This is a genomic window from Candidatus Thiodiazotropha sp. CDECU1 (assembly GCF_963455295.1).
GTDB lineage: Bacteria > Pseudomonadota > Gammaproteobacteria > Chromatiales > Chromatiaceae > Thiodiazotropha.
Window position 1 is genome coordinate 485,993 of the sequence record NZ_OY734020.1, and the last position, 24,247, is coordinate 510,239.

Here is a 24,247-nt window from a genome sequence, read left to right on the forward strand (position 1 = left end):
TTAACTGCCAATGGAATTGTTCCTAAACCTCGACTGTCATGCCTAAGTCGAGGTTAAGAAGAGTTGCTATATTTCCGCGGTTGATAGCGAATTCCACCAAACCATTGGAGTTGCGGTACCAAAACGCCTGACCTGCAGGAACCTCAGAGAATGTCCGTGCATAACCTAATCTAGTCCCCTTGATGAAAAATAACTTGTCATCCCTGACAGCTTCTGCGCTGATACCCGTCATCGCATTGCCGTAGTTATCGATATAGATAATTCGTCTATCATCGACTGGTAAATCATATCCAACTAATTGATCTAAATTGAGGGGGCTTCCCTCAACATCTTTGCCGGCCGCTAGTTTGGCGGCTACGGGTGCAAATAGATCCCGTCCGTGAAAGGTATCGGAGAGCTCGTGGGGGCGCCAGTCGATGGTCTCGATTTCGCATCTTTCGTGACGGCGTAGAACAGGGATGAACAGGCCATTGTCAGGGCCGACAAACAGCTGCCTTTCACTCTTGATCATGATGGGCCGTCTGTTTCCCCCTACACCTGGGTCTACTACAGATAAGACCAGAGTATGCAACGGCAGCTTGTCGCATAGGCAGGACAATAACAGTCCGGCAGATTGAGGATCGAACATCGGTGCATCCGCCATCAGTGTTACATGGGGTATCTCTGGAGCCTGGGTTGCGAGCACGGCTGCCATTTGGCCCTGGTAAGGACCGCTGGGGCCAAAGTCGGTATACATGGCAATCAGAGGGATTCGATGCTTATTCAAATGCATTGAGTTAGGATACACCCAATGAGCATTCAGCAGACAGAACACGACTACCAGAGTAACCTGCCGTACTACTCCTCGAACGGTGTGTATTCGATCTGTCGTTCATTTCTGCAGCGTGCAACCAGTAAATAAAGAAGAGACTTAGCAGCGATAGATCATAAGGAAATTCTCATAATTAGCCTCTAGTATAATTTTATTATACACACGACGTTATTGCTGGAAACTAGTCTATATCAGCTGTTGCTGCTAGTCTGAGGTTGAGGATAAGCACGCAAGGATGTGTTAGAACGTGTCGGCAGTAATGGTACAGACCTCTCTCTGGCTGCTCACCGGGTCTTTCAGATACTGTAGAGTAGGGCATGGATGGATCGAAGATCGCCACTTGTCCCTCAAGCGTAATGAATCAAGGCATAGGATTCGAGTGGTCCAAAACCAGTCGATAATTGCGGGTAATAACTAACGAGGAGGGTTCCATGACTCAAAACCAAAAAAGTCAGGATCAAGAAACAGCGCCTGACAACACTACTGACATGCGCCGTCGCCAGTTTCTCAAAACCTCGGCAGCCGCCGGTGCACTGACCATTACCGGCGCACCATTTATCGGTAATGCGGTAGCTGCCAAAACCACAACCTGGAAGATTCAAACCTCATGGCCCGGTGGAATAGGCCTGGAGGTGTTCAAGGACTGGTGTAACGGTATCGCTGAAAAAACCGGAGGTGAGCTGGCATTCAAACCCTTCGGCGCTAAGGATGTGGTTGGGGAGTTCCAACTATTTGATGCGGTGAAGAACGGGGTTCTCGATGCCATGAATCCCTTCACCCTCTACTGGGCCGGGCGCATGCCATTGGCGGTTTTTCTTTCATCCTATCCTCTTGGGCTGCGCAATCCCCATGAGTGGGATACCTTCTATTATGGGCTCGGTGGCCTGGAGTTGGCGCGGGAAGCCTTTGGTAAGATGGGGCTCTATTTTGTCGGACCTATTCATCACGGCCCCAATATCATCCACTCCAAGGTGCCCATCCGCTCCATCGATGATTTTCGCGGACGCAAGATGCGCCTGCCCGGCGGCATGGTGGCGGAGGTATTCCAGGCGGCCGGTGCGAAGACTACCCTGCTGCCCGGCTCGGAGATCTTCCCGGCCTTGGAGAAGGGGACCATCGACGTGGCGGACTACGTGGGCCCGGCGATCAACCACGCCCTGGGTTTCCATCAGGTGACCAAGTACATCTCCATGGGACCGCCGGGATTCATGTCCCTCTATCAGCCGGTGGATCTGATGGATCTCACCGTTTCGCAAAAGTCCTGGGATAAGCTGTCTGCGAATATGAAGCAGTTCGTGGAGATGGAGGTACACACCTACTCCGATCTGCATCATGCGGCGATTCAGGCGGCCGATCAGAAGGCTTGGAAGAAATTCGAGGAGGCCGGTACGGAAGTCACCCGTCTTACCGAGGAAGACGTAGAGGCCTTCACGCTGCTCTCCGTACCCCTGTGGTACAAATGGGCGAATAAAGATGCCTATGCGGCCAAGGCCTTCAAGATCCAGTTGGAGTATATGATGTCGGGCTCCCTGGGTTATGTGGATAAGGAGATGATCAAAGGACAGTCTTTGAAAGCTTGATCCAGTGATGAGCAGACGGGGCCTGCCCAAGAGCAGGCCCCGCACTACCCACTATCCTACGAAGAATAACTGCTGCGCCATGGGTGGGTGCAGTCGGGAGACCCGGTCCCATGCCTGAGATCAGCTTTGTACTGCCACACTGGCTCTACTGGAGTGGTCTGATCCTGTTTCCTCTATTGGCCATGGTGCTGTTCCGCAAGGCAGCACTCAAGCAATCGACTAAACCTCTTTCCCTCTCACTCGGCTATTTTCTGCTCATCGTTGGCGGAATTTTCGGCGTGCACAGGCTCTATCTGAAAAGTTTTTGGGCGCTGGCCTTCATCTCCCTCTTCATCTCGCTGTTGGTGGTGAATGTGGAGGTGCGGAGTATGCGTGATGATCTTTCCGCTGCACAAAATGGGGTCAAGCTGGCGGAATTCAGGGTGCAGCGTGGGCAAAAGGCGGTCGAGAAGGGGCGCCGAAACGCAGAACAACGTCTCAGTGATGCCAAGCAGAAGCTGACCGGGGCCAGATTATCACTGGAAGAGGCACAACAGGGGAGTGAGAATTGGAGTGGCATAGCCCAAATCCTGGGTGGTGGTATGCTGCTTCTGCTGCTTATCGATCTGGTGTTGATGCCGAAACTGATCCGACAGCGCAACCAGATTGAAAAGTTAGAGCCGGATGAGGGCTTTCATTGTCCTGTTGTAGAAGAGGAGCATGAAGACCGGTTCGAACCCCTTCTGATTAACCGGGTAATATCCCACATCAATGGTGTGGCTGGTGAGTTTGTCGCTTACTGGTCGGTGATTGCAGTATTCGTCTACTACTACGAAGTCATCGTCCGCTATGTCTTCAATTCACCCACCAACTGGGCTCACGAGAGCATGTTTCTGATGTTTGGCATGCAGTATCTCATTGCCGGTGGTTTTGTCTTGCGTGAAGGGGCGCATGTACGGGTGGATGTGATCTACAATCACTTCTCCAACCGTGCCAAAGCAATGGTGGATGTCGTAACATCCATCTTCTTTTTTATCTTTATGCTCACCCTGTTGATGACCGGTTGGACCTTTTTCTATGACTCCTATGAGGTGAATGAGGTGTCTATCTCCGAGTGGGGTATCCAATATTGGCCGATCAAACTGGCGCTCTCAATTGGCGCGCTGCTGCTCTTGATTCAGGGCATCGCCCAGTTGATCAAAGACATATTGGTTGTGATCAAACCAGACACAGTGAGCTTGGATGCGGAAGTGAGGCCGGAAGGGTAGCGCCATGGGACTGGAAATCGATATCTTATGGTTGACCGTCCTTATGTTCGGTTCTTTGTTGGTGCTGCTGATGGCAGGATTACCCCTGGCCTTTGTCACCGGCGGCCTGGCTTGTGTTTTCTTGTTCCTGTTCGGCGATGCCGCGATGCTGAACATCTTGCCGTCACGCATCTTCCCCCTGATGACCAACTACCAGTTGTCGGCGATCCCGTTGTTCATCTTCATGGCCTCGATGTTGGAGCGGGCGGGGATCATCGAAGAGCTCTACGATATGGTCTACAAGATCCTCGGTGGCTTACGCGGCGGGCTGGCCATATCCACTATCATCGCCTCTACCCTGCTGGCCGCGATGTGCGGCGTCATCGGCGCCACCGAAGTGACCATGGGCATGATCGCCCTCCCGGCCATGATACGTCGCCACTACCATCCGACCATCGCCTGTGGCTCCATCCTGGCTGGCGGGACCCTGGGGATTCTGATCCCCCCGTCGATCCTGGCCATCCTGTTTGCGGTAATAGCGCAGCAGTCGGTGGGCGAACTCTTCATCGGCGCGGTTATTCCCGGCCTGATCCTTTCCAGTCTCTATATCATCTATGTGGCGACCGCCACTACCATAAAACCGTCATGGGGGCCGCCGCTGCCGAAAGAGGAGCGGGTGACGACCCGGGAAAAGATTCGCCTGCTGGGTAACATGTTCGCCCCCCTGGTATTGGTGGCCTTGGTGCTGGGCATCATCTTCGCCGGCATCGCAACCCCGGTGGAGGCTGCGGGGGTTGGTACCTTCGGCGCCCTGGTGGTGGCCGCCATGCATCGACGTCTCAGCATCGAGAACATCCGTTCCGCTGCCATCACCACCCTGCGGGTTACCGGGATGGTGCTCTGGATCATCTTCGGTGCCACCCTGTTTGTCGGCTTCTACGTGGTCAACGGCGGGCAGGAATTCGTCAATGAAACTATAGCCGGTACCGGTCTGGGGCCCTATGGGGTGTTGATATTGATGATGGTGATCCTGGTCATCCTGGGCATGTTTCTCGACTGGGTCGGCATCCTGTTGCTGGCGGTACCGATATTCATTCCACTGATGAAGACCATGAGCTTCGATGGCGTCTTCGGTCTGCCGGGAGTCAGTCCGCAGGAGTTACCCCTATGGTTCGGTGTGGTCTATATGGTCAACATGCAGATGTCATTTATCAGTCCGCCCTTCGGCTATGCCCTCTTCTATCTGAAGAGCGTCGCCCCCCCCGAGGTGACCATGGGGCAGATCTATCGATCCTCGCTACCCTTCCTCTTTCTGCAGGCTGTCGGCCTGGCGATCTGTATTATTTTTCCGGAAGTCGTCCTATGGCTGCCGAGGCAGGTTTATGGTTGATGCTTTGTCCAGCTGTGAAGAAGGCTATGCTTCTGTGCTTTGTTAGTGCTGGGTAGTTACTAAGTACGTCAATGGACAGATGCTGAAGCAGACTGTAATGTAATGCGAATTCAAGGAATATATTCAGCAGGGAGTGCCATGATCGACCCTACCTTTATCCTAAAAGACTATGACGAAGCCACCTACCTGAAACTCAATCCGGATGTGAGTGCGGCTGTCGATAATCGATCATTCGCATCCGGCTTGGAGCATTGTTTGATCTATGGGATATATGAGGATCGTCCCGGGCTTCCGCGATCCATGCGCGAGCATATGCGAAGCCATCCTCATGATTCGATGTCGCCACCTAGCTATTTACGCACCAGGGTGCATGGGGATGAGAGCCTGCAAGATTTTGAAAATGCAGGTAAGTTATTGTCTTATGATCTTTTTTCATTTTTTTATTCACATGCCGAGAAAGCCGGGGGTAATCGCGTATTTGACTTTGGCTGCGGTTGTGGCCGAGTTGTCAGATATCTCTCCAAGCTGTTCTCGCAAAATCAATTTTACGCCAGCGATATTGACCATGAGGCGATCGCATGGTGCCGGGATAAGCTATCGGATATATGTGATTTCACTGCTAACAATAGCTTTCCACCACTTCCGTTCGATAGTAACTATTTTGATTTCATCTACTCGATCTCGGTGTTTACCCATCTCCCGGAGGAGATGCATCTCGTTTGGCTGGAGGAGTTAAGGCGAGTAACCAAGAGGAATGGTTATCTGCTCCTTACAACCCATAGCGAGCAGCTTGCGCCAAAAGAGATTCAACCAAGGCTAAACGAGCATGGTTTCTACTATTCGGTTGCCGGTGGAACAGATGGCTTGCCCGATTTTTATCAGACCAGTTTTCACACTGAACAATATATTCGGAGTACTTGGGGAAGGTATTTAGAAATAGTCAAAATCGTTAAAAAAGGCATAATGAATCATCAGGATCTAGTGATATGCAGGAACTCCCTTTGATCCTGGGGTGGCAACGCAGAGTATCAAGTGACAGTTTAATCACTGCTGTATCTGGGTGGTTCGGCCTCTTCCTGTCCCATCAAACATAATCCTAGCTAACGTATGTGAGCCAAACGGATGGGAACAATCTTCCTGTTCCCATCTGCTGCAACTCCTGCGCCTATCTCTATGATCTAGATGTGCATAATCAGCGGAGCCGTATGACTTTACTGCAGCCGAGGCTGTGATTGTGGGGGTTGCTCTAAAGTTTTAGCTCCCCTATCCGTTAACATCATAATTAATGGGGGATTTTTCCAATCCACAGCCCAATTTTATCCTGGGGAAAGCAGTTTTGCCTCGAATTTTGCTGATCGAACTATCTGCCACGATTCGGCACATTGAAAAAAATCTCCTAATCAAATCGGGTTATGAGGTGGTGGCGGATTTCGATTTCAATTCTGCGCTGCACCGTTTCAAGCCGGGTTCGGATGATGGGGGTGCCTTTGACGCGGTCGTCCTGGGTTGGCCGGATCAAACCATCCCGGGGGCGGACGAGCTCTATACATTACTCGAGAGTAAAACCTATCAATCCCTGCCTGTGCTTATCCTCGCCCATGAAGCGGATGCGGCTGTCACAGCCCGCTTGAAGAGCAGGTCCAATTCGTCGTTTCTACTCTGGGAGGAGTATTGGAGCAGTACAGACCTACTCGCTAAACTGCTTGTCGATGCGAATGAGAGAAAACGTAAACAAACAGTTATCAAACCTATCGTGCAGCCGATCCGGGTACTTTTTGTCGACGACTCACGCACGGTGCGGGTGAAGTATCAACGACTTTTGATGGCAAATGGTTATGAAGCGGAGACTGCCGGTACCGTGGGAGAGGGTTACCAGAAGGCCCTTGAATCTCAGTTCGATATTGCCATTATCGATTACTTCATGCCGGATGCCACAGGTGACGTATTATGTCAGCGTTTACGTGATAATGTGACAACGACAGGTATTACCACTGCCATCATAACCGGTACCTATCTCGATAAAGCCATTCAACAATCTCTTGAAGCCGGCGCTGTCGAATGCATGTTCAAGAATGAAAGTGATGATCTGTTTCTGACTCGCATAGACGCCATGAGCCGGCATATCCGCGCGCATAAATCGATCGAAAAAGAGCGTGAACGCCTCAGTGGTATCCTCAGGTCTGTTGGTGAAGGGGTGTATGGTGTGAATTCCGAGGGTGCCATATCGTTCGTCAATCCTGCCTGCAGAAGTATCCTGGGGTATGAGGCTGATGAACGCTTGATTGGCGAATCGGCGCTGGAGCTTTTTCATCACACTGATGCAGAAGGTTGTCCCGTCGATGCAACGGGCTGTTTTTTGCAACAGAGCTATGCAGGTGGGGTGCCTGTCAAAGCGCGGGAGACCCTGTTTTGGCATAAGTCCGGTAATTCGATACCAGTGGAGTGCACCGTATACCCGCTGACGATAGAAGATAAGCGCGAGGGTTCAGTGGTTGCATTCCGCGATATCTCTGAACGGAAGTTACTGGAAGAAGAGTTACGTTGGCAAGCAAGCCACGATGCACTGACCAAGCTCTACAATCGGCGTTACTTCGAGGAGCAGCTGACCCATGAGGTTGAGCGACTGAAGCGTAGCAATGAGATCAGTGCGCTCCTGTATATAGATCTAGATCGCTTTAAATACATCAATGACACCGCTGGTCATGCGGCGGGTGATCGATTATTGGTGGAGATCTCTCAACAACTGAAACAGCGTCTGCGACAAACCGATCTACTCGCGCGTTTGGGAGGAGACGAATTCGCCATCATACTGTGCAATGCGTGCAAGAATAGTGTTGGCAAGGTGGCCGATGAATATCGAGAGATGCTCGATAACTATATGTTCATCTACAATGGGAAGCAGTACAAAGTAAATGTGACCATCGGGATTGCCCTGATCGACAAGGAATCCGAATCAGCCAGTGAAATACTCGCCAACGCTGATATCGCCTGCCATATCGCGAAAGGCGAAGGTCGCAACCGCACTCATCTGTTTATCTCCGAGAGCGACAGTAAAAAGGCGATGGATCTAGATCTGGGCTGGTCCTCGCGTCTGCATAATGCATTGGTGGAGAATCACTTGGTTCTACACTACCAACCTATCGTCCCCATAGCCCATATTCCCCCTGAGATGTTGTTGGAAAACGAAGGACCGATCTACGATCGACTGCTACCCTTTATTCCCCAGGAAGAACAGATCAATGAACTGTTGCTGCGCCTGGATGATCCGGTGTGGGGGGTCGTCTTTCCGGGTGCGTTCCTGCCTACGGCGGAACGCTTCAACATGATGGATAAAATTGATTACTGGGTGGTTAACGCCGCATTGAAGAAGCTGGGGCTGTTGCAGAAGAGCGGCTATTTGGGTGTGTTTACCATCAATCTATCTGGTCAAACAATCACCAACGAACAACTAATCAGCGATATTGAGGAACTGGTCGTAAAGTCTGAGATCGACCCCAGCAAAGTGATTTTCGAGATCACTGAGACCTCGGCGGTATCCAATCTGGTCTCCGCCAATGAAATGATCACGCGTTTGAAGGCCCTTGGTTGTCGCTTCGCTTTGGATGATTTCGGCAGCGGGTTCTCGTCGTTTTCCCATTTGAAAAATCTACCGGTGGACTTCATCAAGATCGATGGTCTGTTCGTCAGGGGTGTTGCAATGGACCCCAGCGATCGGGCTATCGTCCACTCCATCAACGATATCGCCCACTCCTTGGGCAAGTACACCATTGCGGAATATGTGGAGGACGCTGCGATACTGAGATTTTTATTTGAATCCGGTGTCGACTATGTACAGGGACACTTCCTCTCAAAACCCATGGACGTCGCCGAAATCGACCAGGGAAGCAATCAAAAAAAAAGTCTGAGTAACGAGAAAAAGCTGATAATAAAGCGCTGAATGGCTGTTAATTGCCATGCCACTCAAAAGAGAGGCAATCGAGTGATTTATGCTCCAGGTCACGCTTTTCGATCCCCCCACCTGGCCTGAACCGTTATCATTGAATGATATCAATACCAGACTTAATGATCCTGAAGCATTGATGCCGGCGCACTAGATCATGACACCCTGTGGCTAACGTCGATCCGATGCGGAGTGTCCATCAAGGGCGGCATAAGGACGGAGGAGTGTGTGATGCAGATCCATCTTGCATGGTTCGTGACAGTTGCGTTATATCCCGTCGTGATAATGATAAGCGGTTGTGGTGGCGGTGGAGGCAGTGATGACACAGACTCATCCACCCGGCTTGAAGTGGATGTGGGAGAGGCTCAAACACTTACCCTGCCGGATAGACTGATTCCCAATCCCAGCGTGCTGATCGATGGGGCGCCAGCCTCGGATCAGGTCTCCTTTGCCTGGCGACAGGTTGCCGGGCCGGATGCGGCGGCAATCACAGACTCCTCCATTGCATCACCCGAGATCGCTTTCCCTGCCATCGGTAGTTATGAGCTCCTGCTTGAGGTGAGTGATCAGGACCTGGTTGGCAGGGATAGGTTGTGGGTAACCGTGAATCCCATGGCCGCAGGGGCGTCAGGACTCAGTGCAATACCGGCCAACAGTAGTCAGTGCGTCGCGCCTGCGGATGCCGGTATCGCAACCGCGATACAGCTATCCACACCCTATCCATCGCTGCCCAACTTGAGTTCCCTTGTGGGGCTGTACCAGATAGCTGGCGACAATTCTATGTGGTACGCGCTGCAACAGACCGGTCAGGTGGTTCGTTTCGCCAATGACCCGGCTGTTGAGAGTGTGGAGAGCTATATCGATATCAGCGATCGGGTGGATTATGGGGGTGAGAAGGGGCTGCTTGGCATGGCCTTCCATCCCGACTTTACCAGCAACGGTTTTGTCTATCTCTCCTATACGGCCTCCCCCGGAGGTGACCTGGAATCGCGTATCTCACGCTTCACCCTGGATAGTGCCAGCCAAACCCTCGATCCCACCACAGAGCAGATCATCCTGGTGGTGGACCAGCCCTACAGTAATCACAACGGCGGGCAGATCAGCTTTGGCCCGGACGGTATGCTGTATATCGGTCTGGGTGATGGCGGTTCGGGTGGCGATCCCCTGGGGCATGGTCAGAATACGGCGACCCTGCTGGGATCGATGCTGCGTATCGATGTTGGTGATGGCCTGGGTAGTTACGCCATCCCTTCCGACAATCCCTTCGTTTCAGGGGGTGGCGCGGCAGAGGTCTATGCCTATGGCTTGCGCAATCCCTGGCGTTGGAGCTTCGATCGCCAGACAGGGGATCTCTGGCTGGGGGATGTGGGTCAGAACGCCTACGAGGAGGTGGATATAATCCGCCGTGGCGGTAACTATGGCTGGAACCTGATGGAGGCCAGCCACTGCTATCCTGCTAGTGCAAATTGCGATGCAACAGGACTCACGCTGCCGGTGGCGGAGTATGACCATAGTCAGGGTATTTCGGTGACCGGCGGTCATGTCTATCGAGGCAGTGAGTTGTCTCAGTTGGTGGGGCGCTATCTCTACAGCGATTACGGCTCCGGAATGATCTGGGGATTGGTGGATGACGGCGCCGGTGGCTATAGCGCCGAGGAACTCCTGGATACCGATCTCAATATCGTCTCTTTTGCAGAGGACCAGCCGGGGGAACTGTATGTGCTCCACCTGGGGGGCAGCATCCACAAACTGACAGCTGAGACGACGGGTGGCGGGGGAGCGGTACCCACAATGCTTTCCTCCTGGGGCTGTTTCCAATCCGGTGATGTTGAAAGCTTTTCCGACAACGTCATCCCCTACAACATAAATGCGCTGTTATGGACAGACTTCGCTGACAAGGAGCGCTTCATGGCGATACCCGATGGCAGCACCATCTCCGTCGATGCCGAAGGACGCTTTGTATTTCCTTCCGGAAGCGTTCTAGGCAAACATTTTCGTCTCAATGGCGAGCTGATCGAGACCCGTCTGCTGATGCGTCACGCCAATAGCGGCTGGCGAGGCTACAGCTATGAGTGGAACGAGAGCCTGACCGATGCGGTCCTGCTCGATGCTGCCAAGGACAAGACCATTGGCAACCAGACCTGGCACTACCCGAGTCCCGCGGAGTGTATGCTTTGCCATACTGGCATCGCCGGAGTTGCACTGGGGCCTGAACTGGGTCAGCTGAATCGCGACTTTCCCTATAGCGCACAAAACGCAAACCAGTTGATAACCTACGAGGCGATCGATCTGTTGGCCGATTCGCTCAATGATCTGCAGAAGTCGACCGTCTTCTACGCCATCGATGACACCGTCTACTCAGCGGAGCGTCGCGCACGCAGCTATCTCCACAGCAACTGTGCCATGTGCCACCAGCCCAATGGTACGGGTGGTGGCAACCTCGATCTGCGCATGGGTGCTGACCTGACCGCTACCGGTCTCTGCAACCAGGCGCCGCTGGCAGGCGACCTTGGGTTGATCAACCCGGTCCTGCTGAAGCCGGGTGATCCGGACAATTCGATCCTGCTGCTGCGTATGCAGAGCCTGGACAGTCTGCGCATGCCGCCACTGGGTAGCAGTGAGATCGATACCCAGGCGCTGGCAGTTGTGCGGGAGTGGATTGCAGGGCTTGAGGATTGCGATGGTCCTTATTGATCAGGCGCCTGTGAAATAGTGGCTGTTCACTGCCATATGGGAAAAGATACTGGCGATGTAGCCCAGGGCAATCGCAGGTGTCCATCGCAAATGGCTGAAAAAGGTATACTTCCCTCGCGCCTGTCCCATAAGGGCAACACCTGCGGCAGAGCCGATTGATAGCAATGAACCGCCGACACCTGCGGTCAGGGTGACAAGCAGCCATTGACCCATAGACATGTCAGGATTCATGGTGAGGACCGCGAACATAACCGGGATGTTATCGACAATGGCGGAGAGAACGCCGATAGCCACATTGGCGCTGGTGGCGCCCCATCCTGTGTACATCAGCTCTGATGCCATGCTCAGATAGCCCAGAAAACCCAGGCCACCCACACAAAGCACAACCCCGTAGAAGAAGAGCAGGGTGTCCCACTCGGCCCGGGCAACGGGATTGAACACATCGAATGCGACAGGCGAACCCATTTCGCCATCATGTTCAACATTGTCGGGTTTGCCGTGATGGTCCCTACCTGCGGTCTTCTTCAGGTAAAAACCCATCAGTTGTAAATATCCAAGTCCGGTCAGCATGCCGATGACCGGTGGCATATGAAGGAAATTGTGGAATGAGACTGCAGTGGCAATGGTGGCGATAAACAGAGCGACGATCCGCTTTGCACCTCGCTGCATCACTATCTTTTCACCGGATGCGGCAGGTTTGATGTCGGGTATGGCGAAATGCATGATGGCGGCGGGGACCAGAAAATTTACAACCGCAGGAGTGAACAGGCTGAAAAAAGTACCGAATTCCACAATGCCTTTTTGCCAGACCATCAACGTGGTTATATCGCCAAAGGGAGAAAAGGCCCCACCTGCGTTTGCACCGACCACGATATTGATACAGGCCAGGTTGATGAACTTCCGGTTATCGCCACCGACTGACATAACCACCGCACACATCAGCAGGGCGGTTGTGAGGTTGTCGGCGATCGGGGAGATGAAAAAAGCCAGGATTCCGGTAATCCAGAACAGTGCGCGAAAGCCAAAACCGCTACGTACCAGCCAGGCGCGAAGGGCATCGAATATACGCCGTTCCTGCATGGTGTTGATATAGGTCATCGCCACTAACAGGAAGAGCATCAACTCCGCATACTCCAAAAGATTGTGGCGTACCGCTTCGCCAGCGGCAGTGGGCATGTCATGGCTTGCATAGACCCAGGCGATGCATCCCCAGATCAGACCTGCACCGATAATGACTGGTTTGGATTTACGCAGGTGAGTGTACTCCTCGGCCATTACCAGCAGGTAGGCGAGGAGAAATATGCCAATGGAGAGAAAGCCCACCCAGCTTTCGGTCAGGTCCAATGGGTGAGCTTCCGCTTCTACCGCCATAGCTGCTGCCGGCAGGAGAGAAAAAAGAGACAGAAGGATAAGTTTTAATATCGAAGGTGAACCACTCATTACTCAAATACCCTCAGAATACCAAATTCATCACACCAATCATTACCACTAAGAAGAGTAGTGTCATGACACCGCCAGCCTTCATGAAGTCAGCGACCCGATATCCGGCCGGCCCCATGATCAGGGCATTCACTTGATGGGTGGGAATGAGGAATGAGTTGGAGGTGGCGATTGCAACCGTCAAAGCAAAAACTGCAGGATTCGCGCCTGCACCAATAGCGATATTCACTGCCAGCGGAACCAGCAGTACGGTTGCGCCTACATTGGACATTACCAGGGTAAAGAAAGTGGCCAGCAGCGCGATTGCAGCCTGGATCACCCAGATCGGCATGTCACCAACGACGAAAAGCACCTGCTCCGCGATCCATTTTGCGGTGCCGGATGTTTCAACCGCCAATCCCAGGGGGATCAGCGATGCCAGCAGAAAAACCGTTTTCCAACTCACGGCAGCGTATGCCTCTTCGATCTTCAGCACACCGCTTAGTACCATGCCCATGGCCCCTGTAAGCAGCGCGACAGAGAGTCGGATATCGGTAAACAGCACCATGAACAGAGCAATGCTGAAGAATATACCCGCCGGCACTATCTTGTTGGGTCGCAGCTCTTCCTCATGGGGGTACTCGGTGGTAACAACCACGAAGTCACGATCCTTCTCGATTCGCTCCAGCACATTCCAGGCGGTGTGCACCACAAGTGTGTCGCCGGCTTGAAACGGCATGTTGCGTATGTCGTCCCCTTCACGCATGGTTTCGCCATTCCGGTGCAGACCGATCAACGCCAGTCCGTAGGTTTTGCGCATCCAGACATCCCGCGCACTCTTGCCGATAAGGCTGGAACCCGGTGGAATGACCACTTCACCAATGCCCGATTTGTTGGGTGAGAGCGATTCAGAGAAGGTACGCAATTCTCGGCGTTTCTTGAGGTTGTACTTTTCTACGAAGTGAGAGAGATCGTAGGGATCGGCAACAATACCTAAAACCATACCGGTGCGGAATTCTGTATCACGGGCAATGGTGCCTGGGCCTACCCTTGCCTCTTCACCGGATTGCTTACTCGCAATAACCCGAACCCTATAGGATGTCTCCACGTCATCCAGGTTCTGACCGACCAGGTCGCTGTCATCCTTTACGACGATTTCATTGACGGTAAAATCAACACCATAGACCTTATTGAAGTAGGTCATCGGATCCGCTCCCACAGTGCTGCTTTCACTCTTGGTCTTGGGTAAAACATAGCGACCGGCTACAACAAAATAGATTATGCCGGTGGCAATCAATGCCACCCCCACCGGGGTCACCGAGAAAAGCTCCCAGGTATTCATCTGCTGATCGGCTGGCAGTGCCTTGTTTGAAGTGAGGATCAGATCGTTCAGGAGAATCAGCGGACTGGATCCCACCATGGTCATGGTGCCGCCCAGGATGGCGGTAAAACCCATCGGCATAAGCAGGCGCGACATGGGCAAACCCGAGCGCGCGGAGATTCTGGAAACCACCGGCAGGAAAAGTGCTGCCGCGCCCACGTTCTGCATAAAGGAGGAGATAAATCCCACGCTGGCCGATATGATCGGAATGATGCGTGACTCGGTGGTGCCGCCGATCTTTAAAATAAAGGCTGCCACCTTGCCCATGATTCCGGTCTTATCGAGTCCGGCGCCGATGATCATGACCGCTATGATGGAGATCACCGCGTTGGATGAGAAGCCGTCAAACAGATGTTTGTTATCGACCAGGCCCTGATCTATACCCATCATTGGAGCCAGCAGGGATGTTAATCCCAGCATCACCATTACGGTCGCCGCAGCCACATCCACACCGACCACTTCAAAAGCGAACAGGTAGATAGTCAGGACCAGGATGGCCCCGACCCAGGCAATTTCAACTGTCGGTACCACGGTGGATAGAAATCCCGCCAAAGCGGCAAAAAGGATGGCTGCGATTAATTGCTTGCTAGAGATTATTCCCGGTTTAGTGATAGTTATCTCTTCGTCCGCGAGTTTATTCATGGTCGACCCTGTGTTTGCTGCATGGTCTGTATTCGGTAAGAAAGTAGTCGTTTGATTCATGCTGGTACTTCTTGGTTGTCAGGCTGCTGATTGCTTGGAAGGGCGTGGGGATGAACGATCTCCTATGAGCACCAGCGGTACATCTATGTGCCCACTATGCCCGGGTATCATCTTTTCGACGATTCGCTTGGCTGCAGCGTCATCCGGCATCGCCACGATGGAAACGATTGAAGGTTGGTTGTGAATGTAGTTGAGGATGTCACCCACAGGTTCAGCACTTAGCTGGATGGTCTGGCAGTAGAGACCGGTGGACCTGATCCGATCCTCCAATGCTGTGATCTCTGTTTTATCATCTGCGGAATGAATGAGCAGATCGATTCTTGCCCCTAGCCGTAAACAGGTGTCAATGGCGTAATCGAGGGGTGCTCCGCGACCTCTGCCGTCACTGATAAATGCGATTCGGTCGGAAGCGGGCTTTGAGACCATCTTCAGGGCGGGTGAGGAACCGGCATCATTCGGTTTTGCGGTGATACCGAGCGCCTTCATTTTGTCTCGTGTGGATAAAAACTCCCCCGCATCCTGGTATGCCAGGCTGGTCAACATGCGTTTCAGGTCATCGCTTAATTTGGTCATGGGTACAGATTCCAAGTATTCGTTGTCACAGGTAATCGCAATAGGTGTGCCAATTTATAAGGCATGTAACTTATTGATAGTTGGTTGGTTATTATTGCTTTAATGGAGGGGTGTGTTGCAAAATGCAATGCTTATCTGCAGGGTTTGAGGCAATTTCATGGTAAATGCCGGGGGCGTGCGGGAATCAATGCGATTTGCTATAGTTGTTTCATTTTGAAACAGTGTATTGCGATTTGTAATAGCGATGACTTTTGATCTCTCCAGTTTGCAGGGCAAGATCACCACTGTGTATATCGCCCTGGTTCTCGGCACCCTGGTGCTTGCGGTGATCGCCTTTCTCGATCTGTTGTTTCTGCAGCGCCAGATCAGGGAGGGTGAGGTGGTATCGGATCTGCGGAATGCTGTTTCTGAGATGCGCAGAGAGGAGAAAAACCTCTTCCTCTATGCAGACAGGCAGGCGCGCTTGAGGGCAGATGAATATGCCAAGTCATCCTTGCAGGTTGTGCGCGCCTATGAAGTATCATTGGCCGCGCTTATGCAGCAATCGGCCCCTTCTGACTTGATCGCAACTCTGCAGGCCTACCGCGGCAAGCTGGGTGATTGGGAGCAGACATCCCGCGTCGATCAACAGCAGATTGAAGACGATATCAGGACACTCGGACACCAGATCTACATCACCGTCGAGTTCCTGTCCAAGCAGGAACGCAGCATGCTCGAAGCCGCTGTGAAGGAGTCCCGATGGTTTTTACTTATATTCCTGCCCATCATCGGGCTTGCTATCTATATCGTTGGGCATCGAGCCAAACGTGTGGTTCTGCTGCCCCTGAAAAGATTGGAGTCATACTTGAAACCGATAGCCGATGGGCGTTTCAATCATCTCCAGCCACCGTCCGATGATCGTGAGTTCATCACATTTACCGATGCATTCAATGGCATGCTCAAGGAGTTGGAGATCCGTCAGAGGCGAATGCTGCAGAGCGAAAAATTGGCGTCACTGGGGATTCTGGCATCGGGTGTGGCGCATGAGTTGAATAATCCGCTGTCGAATATTTCCTCTTCCACGCAGTTGCTGATGGAGGAGTTTGAAGAAGCAGACGCCGACCCCGAGCAACTCCGCACCTGGTTGAAGCAGATCGACAGTGAGACTGAACGTGGCAAGAACATCGTTCGCACCATGCTCGATTTCGGCAGCCAAAAGGTATTTCAAAAGAACAGGATCAAACTGCTGGATCTGGTGAATGAAACCCAATCCCTGATTGGAAAGGCGCTGTTGCAACACTCAGCGAAGTTGACTGTGAATATTCCGGATGAGCTGGTCCTGGTGGTGGATAAACAGCGTATTCAACAGATGTTTATCAACCTGATACAGAATGCGCTGCATGCTGCAGGTAAGGGTGTGCATGTGAAGATCAGTGCCATACAGCGCGATAATGGCGGCTCCATGATACCCGAGGGGGCTGAGGTGGCGGGGAGTCTTACATGTGTTTCCGATCACGCTGGTCCCTTTGTCGAGATATTGGTTGTCGACGATGGGCCTGGCATCCCGCAAGAGACCCTGCCAAAGGTATTCGATCCCTTTTTTACAACCAGCGAACCCGGGAAGGGTGTCGGACTGGGTATGTTCATCATTCAGGAGATAGTGCGGGAACATGACGGCTGCCTGGCTATCGCTTCCCGTGCCGGGGAAGGGACCAAGGTAATCGTGCTGTTCCCCGGTGAGGAGCAGGCAAATGACTGAGGCATTAACGGAGAAGGCCAGCATCCTCATAGTCGATGACGAGGAGACCGCTGTTGAAAATCTGGCCCATGTATGCCGCAAGCAGGGCTATGAGGTAACCACGCGCACCAGCGGCGCGGGGGCCGTCGACGCCCTGGAGAAGGATCGTTTCGATCTGGTGCTTACCGATCTGCAGATGGAAAAGGTCGATGGTATGGCTGTGCTTAAACGCGCCAAAGAGCTGGACCCGGAGGTTGCCGTGGTGTTGATAACAGGCTATGCCACCGTAGACTCCGCCGTGGCCGCCATGAAGGCGGGAGCGTTTCACTATATTGCCAAACCCTTTCGCCTGGATGAGGTGCGCGAGGTTGTTCGCAACGCCCTGGAGCTGGTCAGTTTGAAAAGGGAGAACCGGCAGTTGAAGGAGCAACTCAACAGTAACCATCCCGAGCCGTCCATCATCACCCAGAATGCCATCATGCAGCGCCTGATGGAGATGGCGAGACAGGTTGCGCCAAGCGACACCAATATCCTGATTACCGGAGAGAGCGGCACAGGCAAGGAGCTGTTGGCCCGATACATACATAACCACAGTGGCCGCGACAAGGATACCTTCATGGCCGTCAACTGCGGCGCGCTGCAGGAAGACCTGTTGGCCAACGAACTCTTCGGTCATGAGAAGGGGGCCTATACCGGCGCCAATGAAGCGAAGCAGGGGCTGATCGAGGCGGCCCATGGCGGCACGCTGTTTCTCGATGAAATTGCGGAAATGTCCCTCTCGATGCAGGTCAAGCTGTTGCGTGTGATTCAGGAACGTGAGGTACAGCGCCTGGGCTCGACCAGTGCACGCGCGGTGGATATCCACCTGATAACCGCCACCCATCGCGACCTGCAAAAAGAGGTTGCCGCGGGCCGCTTTCGCCAGGATCTCTACTACCGCCTCGACGTAGTGGAACTGCACCTGCCGCCTTTGGCGGAACGCAAGGACGACATTCCTCTGCTCGCCTTCTACTTTATGCGCAAGCATGCGGCCAGAATAGGACGCATGACGGATGATATAGACCCCGAGGCATTGGCGGTGCTGAACGATTACGATTATCCGGGGAACATCCGTGAACTGGAGAACATCATCGAACGAGCGGTCACCCTCGCCAATGATCGTTTACTGACAACCGCCAATTTCCCCCCGGCCCTGGTGGATAGAGCGATCCATGTGGTGCGGGAAGAATCGGGGCGCCTGCCCACCCTGGCCGAACGGGAGGTAGACTATATCAAGTATGTACTCGAACGCAGTGGCCAGAATCGCACCCAGGCGGCAAAGGCGCTAGGCATCGATCGTGTTTCCTTGTGGCGCAAACTGAAGAAGTATGGCATGGAAGGGGAACAACAGAATTGAATATGAAGATCAATCGCATCGATCACATCGTACTGACAGTCAAGGATATAGACAAAACCGTTGAGTTCTATGGGTCGGTGATGGGTATGACCAAAGAGGCTTTTGCAAAAGGCAGGGTGGCGCTTTCATTTCCAATACAGACCTCAAAGAGGCGATGGCTCATGTCAAAGCCTACGGGGTAGAAATCATATAAGGCCCCATAAAGCGTACAGGGGCTAAGGGCGGCATCCTGTCATTCTACTTCAGAGATCCTGACGGAAATCTCATACAGGTAGCGCAATACGATACAGAGAGATAACACCCGAAAATGAGTATTCCATCCTGGAGCAGATGTTGTATTCTCTCTGCTGAATAGTTTTTTAAGGAAGTGAATTCAAAATGTACGAAAAGAGCATCGAACTGTTGAATCAGGCCGTGGCCGATGAACTGACGGCGGTCCATCAATATATGTACTTCCACTTCCACTGCGATGACCAGGGCATCGAACTGCTGTCGGCCCTGTTCAAGCGAACCGCTATCGAGGAGATGATGCATATCGAGCGTCTGGCAGACCGGATCCTGTTTCTCAAGGGGGATGTGGTGATGCAGGCGGCGCAAAAGGTGGAGCCGATCCAGGATGTGAAGGCGATGCTGGAATGGGCCGACAAATCCGAGCAGTCTGCGATCAAGATGTACAACGGCTTCGCCCTCGAGTGCGCCAGCCATGCGGACTCCGCCACCAAAAAGCTGTTCGAGGATCTGGTGATGGATGAAGAGCGCCACTTCGGTCAGTTCGACAGTGAAAGCGATAACGTGAAGCGCTTTGGGGAAAGCTACCTGGCGCAGCAGGTCATGGAGCGGAGCAAGGCCTCGGTCGCCCCGCAAGAGTGAGGCAGTCGAGGGAGCTCGTCCTGCCAAAATTCAGGCGTAGCGGTCTGTGCTGAAAACGACAGAGGGTGTCAGATCAGGCAACCTTGAGTATGTTAGTCACTTGGCTCATATTTCTGTGTGCCCAGATTCTGGATTCCGGCATGACGAACATTCTACAGTCTCAATAAGGCAAGGTCTGAGGTGATACGGGATGGAACAGAATATTACCTTGAGTTGTAGTCCTTCAACTGCACTAAAGTTACTGTTTATATTCATTCTCGCCTCACTGTCGGCAGAGGTTTGCGCACAAAAGACAGCCGCGGGAATAATGTCAAAACTGGATCGTAACGGCGATGCAAGCATCAGCCGCGAGGAGTGGCGCAAGAAACGGATTTTCGACAAGGTCGATCTGGATGGGGACGGTGTCATATCCTTTGACGAACTGCAGATCCGTTTGGGTGAAAAAGCGCCTGATCCGAAAAGCGGTATCGAACTGCCGGATGCGGTTTCCATCAGCGCCATCCGCCGCGGCCGTCATGACAGTGTGCAGGACCTGAAGGATCGTGGTTTGATCGAAACCGGGCTTTACCCTGTGTGGGGTGAGGATGTCTCATGTCGTGGTATCGATCACTGGTATGCCATGGATTACTCACAATTCCGCCCCAAGCAGGCCTACCATGGTGGCGTCGATATTCCCGCTCCCTTCGGCACCCCCATCCATGCGGTGATGGATGGTGAGGTGATTGCAGTCTATGCGGGTAAGCAAAGCCCTCGCGGTATCGAGGTAGTGATGCGACATACTCCCGGAGAGAGTGGTCTGCCCCTCTATCTCTACAGTCGCTACACCCATTTTCAACGTATGCCCGATGTCCAGGTAGGACAGCGCCTGAAGATGGGCGATGTTATCGGCACCACCGGCAACACCGGGGTTTTGGGCTGTGAGTTGAAACATGAAATCTGCAGGAAGTCCCGCCGACCGGTACTCCATTTCGATATCCTCTACTCCGGCAGTGAGAAATATTATGACAACGGTAATATGGTGATCCCTTTCGATGCGCACTGGATGGACCCGAATGCACTTTTTCGCAAATCCATGCCCGTTGATTCAATAAGCATGTCGGCCCTGCCTAAGAGTGAGAAGGCTGTTCGAATCTCCTATATGTTGGAAAATGGAGAGTTGCACCCGGCTGACACACGCATGATCTGGCCCTATACCTGTTCCCGTTAGCCCCGCCGGCATCTCCACACTTTCTCCTCTATACCTGCATTTTCCCCTCATAGACTCGATCTTGAGCGTACCGGTTAATAAAAAAACACCGAGATAGACTAACAGGCCCTAAGTGAAAATAATTGAAAATACCCAAGAATATGCTCTTCTTTTAACAGACTTTCCAGGTCTAGAGGGCTGATCCTGACTCAGTGCTGCCAGTTGCTTTTGGTAAACGACGAAAAAACAGAGCGGCCATGATTAATGCAGGCAAGAACGTCAAGGTAACGAACGCGGTTCCAACCAGCCCGCACAGCACTATTACACCAACACCACGATAGAGTTCAGTACCCTCGCCTGGGATCAGGACAAGCGGCGCCAATCCGCATACGGTCGTCAATGTAGTCATGGCGATGGGCCTTAGGCGTATGGCGACCGCATCGCGCACGGCCTGCCGTGCCGCCATGTTGTGTTCCCGGACATTGACCATGGCCTGATGCACGATCAGGATGGGGTTGTTGACCACGGTACCCATAAGGATGAGAAAACCAAGCATAGTGATCATATCGAACGGTTGGCTCATTGCCGGGTAGCCGATGGCTGGCAGCCAGGCGCCGATCTGGTTCATCAACCAGAGCCCAACAAGTCCGGAAGCGATTCCCAGCGGAATAGTGGTCATGATCAACAAGGGATAACCCCAGTGGGAAAAGATAGCGACCAGGACCAGATAGATAATGACGAGGGCCACCAGGTAGTTGGCGGTAAGTGATTCGCGGGTGGCCTGCAATTGGTCGCTGGCGCCGGAGATGATGATTTTTACATTGCTGGGTACGGCGCCGCTATCCAGCAGGTATGTAACCACGTCGCGTTTGACGATCTCCAGTCCCGTCTCCAAGGCGATGTTGTCTGGCGGTATGATGCTCAGGGTTACGGTGCGTTTTCCATTCACGCGGCGGATGTTGCTGGTGTCGACTGACTCCACTATTCTCGCCAGCGATGCCAGAGGCACCACGGCATTGGTAGGAGTATAGACCGGCAGACTATCCAGGCTTTCCAGCGAGGCATTGTTACCCGCACTGCTGTAGAGATAGATATCGATCTTGTCATCTTCAAGAAAGAACTCATCGACAAAGGCGCCGTCGGTCATGGCGGCGATGGTGAATCCAATGTCGGCATTGGATATACCGGACTGCGCCAGCCGTTCCCAGTTAGGCTTGATCTCGATCAAGGGTTGAGAGAGGGTCAACGAAGCGGGTTGCGAGCGGACCCTCGGTTTTTCGAAAACTTGCTTGGCGCGGGATTCGGCGCTTGCGGCAACCGCATAGATGGTCTGCAGGGAGGGGCCTGAGATGTCGAGGTTTATACTGCGAGTACCGCCGCTATTGCTGGTTATGATGGAGCCGCGTGATACGAACGAACGCATACCGACATACTTTTCATACTGCCTATCAATGGCATCCATCAGCGGCTTGATATGATTGGGGTCCTTTGGCTGAGCGATGATGCGCAGGCGGGTGGCCTGAATACTCAGATTGAAATAGGCCATGGCCGGCACCTCGGTCTCGCCACGGTCAAATCGGCTCGGGTCGTGCTCCAGGAAGGGCATGAAATACTCCTGCACTTCATGGCCGATGCGCGTCATGGTTTCGAGATTGTAGCCGGTGGGCGGACTCATGCTGGCAAACAGCTTCGGCTCCTCTCCTTCCGGCAGGTATTCAGCGGGAGGTGTGAGGTAGACGATGATTGCGCCACAGATACCGATCACCACCGCGATGACGCCCAACTGATGCATGCGTGTCCCGACTATCCATTCGACACGCCTGATCAGAAATTCCCTCCAACCCACCTTGGTTGCAGACCGATGGCCCTGACTGCCCCTAAAGACGTGTGCGGCTGCCGCAGGTATCACGGCAATCGCCACCAGCATGGAGGCAATGATGGAAGCAGAGATGGCGATGGCTACATCGGAATACAACTGCCCCGCCTCTTCGGCGATAAACACGATGGGCACGAATACCAGCACCGTGGTCAGGGTCGAGGCGAGCACCGCTGGCCAGACCTTGCGCACCCCGTCAACGGCAGCCTGCCATCGGTCCAGCCCCTTGCGCCATGACAGTTCGATGCTTTCCAGCACCACGATACTGTTATCCAGAGTCATGCCGATGGCGAAAGCCACCCCGGCCAATGAGATGACATTGATGGTGCGATCCGCCAGGATGAGGCCCGTAAAAGCGGCGATGGTACAGATTGGTATGCCCATCACCCCGATCAGTGTCGCCTTGCCTGTGCGCAGGAACAGAAACATGACGATACTGGCCAATATTGCCCCGATAAGCAGATTCGTCCAGACGTTATGGATCGAGGCCTCTACATAACCCACGTCATCCGCCACTAGAAACATCTGCATGCCCGCGGGTTTGAGCACCTCTTCGTTTATGGCCTCAACCTCCGGCATCATGGCGCGCTTGATGTCAATGACATTGGAACCTGCTTGACGTCGTACCGACATGCCGATCACCGGACTGCCGTCCGTATAAGAGTAACGGGTGATCTCGAAATGGCCGAGCCGAATCTCCGCAATCTCACCGAGACGGGTCAGGGCATCACCCTCATGGTCAATAATCACCTCTTTCAGATCTTCGACGTCACGAACACGCCCGATGGTACGCAGCAGATAACGCCGTTTGCCTGATTCGATCTCGCCGCCGGAGACGTCACGATTTCGCTGTTGAATGGCATAGCGCACTTGCGCCACGGTGAGATTGCGTTCGGCGAGTCGAGCAGGATCGACCAGTATCTGAATTTGTCGTTCGGCACCGCCGTAGACAGAGATTTCCGACACGCCTGGCACCGTTTCCATTCGCACGGCCACATGGTCCCGTATGAAATCCTGCATGGGGATCATGTTCAGGTTGCGCGGATTGCCCGGTAAGGGCGTAACCCGGAAATACATGAAGGAGTTGGCTGAAAAGGAGGTGGCGTAGATGCGCGGTTCATCCACGTTATTGGGATAAGAGGGCACGCGGCTCAGCGCGTTGATTACTTCGATCAGGGTATCGTTAAGGTTAATACCGAATGGGAACTCCAGTTCGACATGGGCGCGACCAAAGGAGGCGGAGGAGACGATGCGCTGCAGTCCGCGCACGCTGCGCAAGTGCTCTTCCTGTTCGATGAGAACCTCTTTCTCGACATCCTGCGGAGTAGCGCCTGGCCAGTTGGTGCGGATGGAGATGGTGCGAACCTCCAGATCGGGGATCATTTGCACCGGTATTTTCAAGGCGGCGACGATCCCCAGCACGACCACGATGAGCGTGCCCACAGCGATCAGAATTCCGTGTTTGACCATGGCTTCGAACATGACT

General features: G+C 53.2%; 16 protein-coding genes. 11 read left to right on the forward strand and 5 right to left on the reverse strand.

The window, feature by feature from the left end; genetic code table 11:
* Positions 1 to 22: 22 nt before the first annotated feature.
* Positions 23 to 772, reverse strand: coding sequence for an SAM hydrolase/SAM-dependent halogenase family protein (locus R2K28_RS02125; protein WP_316367776.1), 750 nt, complete (start codon positions 770 to 772; stop codon positions 23 to 25).
* 470 nt (positions 773 to 1,242) lie between these two features.
* Between R2K28_RS02125 and dctP the strand changes: the two genes are divergently transcribed.
* The 6 genes from dctP (at position 1,243) to R2K28_RS02155 (ending at position 11,641) form a co-directional block, all read left to right on the forward strand.
* Positions 1,243 to 2,391, forward strand: a complete 1,149-nt coding sequence (gene dctP, locus R2K28_RS02130) for a TRAP transporter substrate-binding protein DctP (RefSeq protein ID WP_316367777.1) — start codon at positions 1,243 to 1,245, stop codon at positions 2,389 to 2,391.
* A 110-nt stretch (positions 2,392 to 2,501) separates the two neighbouring features.
* Entirely contained in the window at positions 2,502 to 3,638 is a 1,137-nt protein-coding gene (locus tag R2K28_RS02135) for a TRAP transporter small permease subunit (protein ID WP_316367778.1), read from the forward strand.
* A gap of 4 nt (positions 3,639 to 3,642) precedes the next feature.
* Positions 3,643 to 5,007, forward strand: coding sequence for a TRAP transporter large permease (locus R2K28_RS02140; RefSeq protein ID WP_116447591.1), 1,365 nt, complete (start codon positions 3,643 to 3,645; stop codon positions 5,005 to 5,007).
* 138 nt (positions 5,008 to 5,145) lie between these two features.
* On the forward strand, positions 5,146 to 6,012 hold the full coding sequence (locus tag R2K28_RS02145) for a class I SAM-dependent methyltransferase (protein WP_316367779.1): 867 nt from the start codon (positions 5,146 to 5,148) through the stop codon (positions 6,010 to 6,012).
* 331 nt (positions 6,013 to 6,343) lie between these two features.
* Positions 6,344 to 8,944 carry an EAL domain-containing protein gene (locus R2K28_RS02150; RefSeq protein WP_316367780.1) on the forward strand — a complete coding sequence of 867 codons (2,601 nt, stop codon included), beginning with the start codon at positions 6,344 to 6,346 and terminating at the stop codon, positions 8,942 to 8,944.
* A gap of 234 nt (positions 8,945 to 9,178) precedes the next feature.
* On the forward strand, positions 9,179 to 11,641 hold the full coding sequence (locus R2K28_RS02155) for a PQQ-dependent sugar dehydrogenase (RefSeq protein ID WP_316367781.1): 2,463 nt from the start codon (positions 9,179 to 9,181) through the stop codon (positions 11,639 to 11,641).
* On the opposite strand, the gene nhaD is transcribed toward R2K28_RS02155, so the two are convergent.
* From nhaD to R2K28_RS02170, 3 genes are all read right to left on the reverse strand, one after another.
* Positions 11,642 to 13,012: a sodium:proton antiporter NhaD gene (nhaD, locus tag R2K28_RS02160; protein WP_316367782.1), complete on the reverse strand. Its 1,371-nt coding sequence runs from the start codon at positions 13,010 to 13,012 to the stop codon at positions 11,642 to 11,644.
* Between the two features lie 82 nt (positions 13,013 to 13,094).
* Complete coding sequence (locus tag R2K28_RS02165) at positions 13,095 to 15,083, reverse strand: SLC13 family permease (RefSeq protein ID WP_316367783.1); 1,989 nt, start codon at positions 15,081 to 15,083, stop codon at positions 13,095 to 13,097.
* 78 nt (positions 15,084 to 15,161) lie between these two features.
* Positions 15,162 to 15,716, reverse strand: coding sequence for a hypothetical protein (locus R2K28_RS02170; RefSeq protein WP_316367784.1), 555 nt, complete (start codon positions 15,714 to 15,716; stop codon positions 15,162 to 15,164).
* Between the two features lie 244 nt (positions 15,717 to 15,960).
* Between R2K28_RS02170 and R2K28_RS02175 the strand changes: the two genes are divergently transcribed.
* From R2K28_RS02175 to R2K28_RS02195, 5 genes are all read left to right on the forward strand, one after another.
* Positions 15,961 to 17,454, forward strand: a complete 1,494-nt coding sequence (locus R2K28_RS02175; RefSeq protein ID WP_316367785.1) for a sensor histidine kinase — start codon at positions 15,961 to 15,963, stop codon at positions 17,452 to 17,454.
* Positions 17,447 to 18,829, forward strand: coding sequence for a sigma-54-dependent transcriptional regulator (locus tag R2K28_RS02180; protein ID WP_316367786.1), 1,383 nt, complete (start codon positions 17,447 to 17,449; stop codon positions 18,827 to 18,829). Before R2K28_RS02175 ends, R2K28_RS02180 begins: the two co-directional genes overlap by 8 nt.
* 2 nt (positions 18,830 to 18,831) lie before the next feature.
* Entirely contained in the window at positions 18,832 to 19,011 is a 180-nt protein-coding gene (locus tag R2K28_RS02185) for a VOC family protein (protein WP_316367787.1), read from the forward strand.
* Between the two features lie 196 nt (positions 19,012 to 19,207).
* Positions 19,208 to 19,699, forward strand: a complete 492-nt coding sequence (locus R2K28_RS02190; protein ID WP_316367788.1) for a bacterioferritin — start codon at positions 19,208 to 19,210, stop codon at positions 19,697 to 19,699.
* Positions 19,700 to 20,006: 307 nt separating this feature from the next.
* On the forward strand, positions 20,007 to 20,906 hold the full coding sequence (locus tag R2K28_RS02195) for a peptidoglycan DD-metalloendopeptidase family protein (protein ID WP_316367789.1): 900 nt from the start codon (positions 20,007 to 20,009) through the stop codon (positions 20,904 to 20,906).
* 169 nt (positions 20,907 to 21,075) lie between these two features.
* Here the strand turns inward: R2K28_RS02195 and R2K28_RS02200 are convergent, their stop codons facing one another.
* On the reverse strand, positions 21,076 to 24,243 hold the full coding sequence (locus R2K28_RS02200) for an efflux RND transporter permease subunit (RefSeq protein WP_316367790.1): 3,168 nt from the start codon (positions 24,241 to 24,243) through the stop codon (positions 21,076 to 21,078).
* Between the last annotated feature and the right edge of the window lie 4 nt (positions 24,244 to 24,247).